2 protein-coding genes are annotated in these 2907 nt (G+C 49.7%); both read right to left on the bottom strand.

The genetic code is table 11. The annotated features are described in order from the left end of the window. Positions 1 to 15 precede the first annotated feature (15 nt). The gene (locus OEL57_RS15940; protein ID WP_300741834.1) at positions 16 to 1791 is read right to left on the bottom strand and encodes an SLC13 family permease; all 1776 of its coding nucleotides are present in this window, start codon (positions 1789 to 1791) and stop codon (positions 16 to 18) included. A gap of 24 nt (positions 1792 to 1815) precedes the next feature. Beyond that, on the bottom strand, positions 1816 to 2775 hold the full coding sequence (locus OEL57_RS15945) for a GDP-mannose 4,6-dehydratase (RefSeq protein WP_300741836.1): 960 nt from the start codon (positions 2773 to 2775) through the stop codon (positions 1816 to 1818). Between the last annotated feature and the right edge of the window lie 132 nt (positions 2776 to 2907).

Raw genomic sequence — 2907 nt, forward strand, 5'->3', positions numbered from 1 at the left:
CCAGGCCAACGTCAACTAAAACTTCCAAAACAGAGGAATAAGAAGGATCGACACAACCATATACAGGATATTAAGTGGAACGCCGACCTTGAAAAAATCTTTTGCCCGATATCCACCAGGACCATAGACCATCATATTGGTCTGGTAACCGATAGGCGTGGCAAAACTGGCCGAAGCTGAAATGGCAATGGCGATGACAAAAGGCTTGGGATCAACATGCAGTTGTTGAGCCGAGGCCATGGCAATCGGAAAAATAACTGCTGCGGCAGCATTATTGGTGATTACCTCGGTCAGGATGGTAGTCATCAGATAAATGGCAGCCAGAACCCCGATTACTCCCCATTGCTCCACAGAGCCGATAACCTGGTCCGCCAACCAGGCAGCAGCTCCGGTTTTTTCCAACGCCTTGCTGATGCCAAAGGAAGAAGCAATCACAATCAACACGTTCAGTTCAATGGACCGTCGAGCCTCAACCGTCGTAATACAGCGAGTAAACAGCAGTACAAGGGTCGCAAGTATAGCTGCCTCAAAGACATCCATTAAGCCAGCTGCAGAAAGCGCCACCATACCAACCAGAGCACAAAATGTAATAATAGATTTTTTGCGGTTAATCCGGGGCAGGTCACTAATCTTGGATACCAGATAGAATTCACGGGAGAAGTTCCAACGCTTGGTAAAGTCATCGCCAGCAAGCAGCAACAGGGTATCGCCAGGCTTCAGCACCAGCTCCCCCAATTTGCCCAACAAACGTTCGCCATGACGGTGTACCGCCAGCACTGCAGCATCGTAGCGAGCACGGAAGTTCCCCTCCTTAATGGTTTTACCCAGCATGGGACAGGAGGGAGACACCACCACCTCAACCAGACGGGCTTCGCCATTCTGCAACAGCTCCTGACGCAGATTGTGCCCATGCACCGGCAGCAACCCGTTGATCTTCTGCAGTTGGACTACCCCTTCCGCCCTGCCGGTAAAAATAAGACGGTCACCTGCATGCAGCAGCTCCTGTGGCTTAACCGGCGCAATCCGTTCGTTATCACGGACGATCTCAACCATATACAACTGTTCCAGATTACGTAGCCCGGCTGCCTCAATGGTCTTGCCAATCAGGCTGGCATCATCCGCCACCTTGACTTCCAGAAGATATTCCCGCCCTTCATCCGCACCAACGCTGGCAACACGATTGTCAGGCAACAGATGCCGCCCCACAAAATACAGATACAGAATACCGGCAATTCCACACGGCAACCCAACCAGTGCAAGCTCAAACATCCCCAGATGCGCCCCGTACTTCTGGCTGTACAGACCGCTAACAACCAGGTTTGTCGAAGCGCCGATCAGGGTAAAAACACCACCAAAAATAGTGGCGTATGACAAGGGAATTAAAAACCTGGAAGGCGCAAAACCATTGCGCTGGCTCCACTCCCGCAGATAGGGAGTAAACATGGCAACAATCGGGGTATTGTTAAGAAACGCAGAAAGACCGGCAACAGGCAGCATCATCCGCAGTAACGAGCGACCCTCTCCACCTTTACCGTTACCCATCACCCTATCGGCAAAAAACTGCATAAATCCGGCTGTCTGGGCAGCGTATGCAACAATGAACAGGATGGCGACAGTCAGCATCCCCTGATTGGAAAAACCGGACAAAGCCTCTTTGGGGGTAATAATGCCGCTGATCAGCAAAACACCGAGGGCGCCAAAAACAATCACATCGGCTTCAATCAGCTCCAGCATCAGCGCAGCCAACATAAGCAGAACAACGGCTATGGTAAACAGTGCAGGCAAAGACACAATGCTTCTCCCCTCAACCAGCCATCAGACCTGCTCAGCCTTCAGCATCATACGAATAACATCCCGCATCCTGTATGTTGCTTTCCAGCCAAGTTCTTTTTCTGCCTTTTGCGGATTCCCTCTACTCACCATAATTTCAGACGGTCTCAAAAGCGAAGGGTCGGTTGAGACATGCTCCTGCCAATCAAGTCCAAGCTGTTTAAAAACCTCCACAACAAAGTCCTGCAGCGTATTTGTTTCACCGGTGGCAATAACAAAGTCCTGTGGTTGTTCCTGCTGCAACATCTTCCACATTGCCTCTACATATTCAGGGGCCCATCCCCAATCCCGGGCAATGGATATATTGCCAAGCTGAAGCTTTTCTTTAGCGCCTCCAGCAATCCGGCATGCTGAAGTAATAATTTTGCGGGTCACAAAACGCTCAGGACGTAAAGGAGATTCATGGTTAGATAAAATGCCGGTACAGGCAAACAAGTTGTATGCCTCACGGTAGTTTACCACTTCCCAATGGGCTGTGGCCTTTGCTACCGCATAGGGAGATCGTGGATAGAAGGCTGTCGTCTCATCAGCCTCTTTTCCGCCAGTATTACCAAAGCATTCACTTGAGCCAGCACTGTACAATTTAGCCGGCAGCTGTAAAAATCGCACCGCTTCCAAAAGGTTCAGAGTGCCAACAGCCAGGCTTTCAAGTGTCTCCACCGGCTGTTCAAAAGAAAGGCCTACAGAACTTTGTCCGGCAAGATTGTAAATTTCATCAGGTTGTACCCGGGACAACGTCTGCAGCACACTACGGAAGTCGTTCAACGCCATTGAGAACAAGGTGACTTCTTGTTTGATACCAAGCGTCATAAGATTATAAAATGAAGAAACCTGAGCATCACGAGCAGTCCCAAACACCTGATACCCTTTATCCAGCAACAGCTTTGCCAGATAGGCGCCATCCTGCCCGGAAATACCGCTTATAAGTGCTTTTTTACCTATCACAGGCTTCCTCCTTTTTCATCCTTCATCCTTCATCCTTCATCCTTCATCCTTCATCCTTCATCCTTCATCCTTCATCCTTCATCCTTCATCCTTCATCCTTCATCCTTCATCCTTCATCCTTTCTCCTTCATC

Source organism: Trichlorobacter sp. (assembly GCF_030247655.1).
Taxonomy (GTDB): Bacteria; Desulfobacterota; Desulfuromonadia; order Geobacterales; family Pseudopelobacteraceae; genus Trichlorobacter.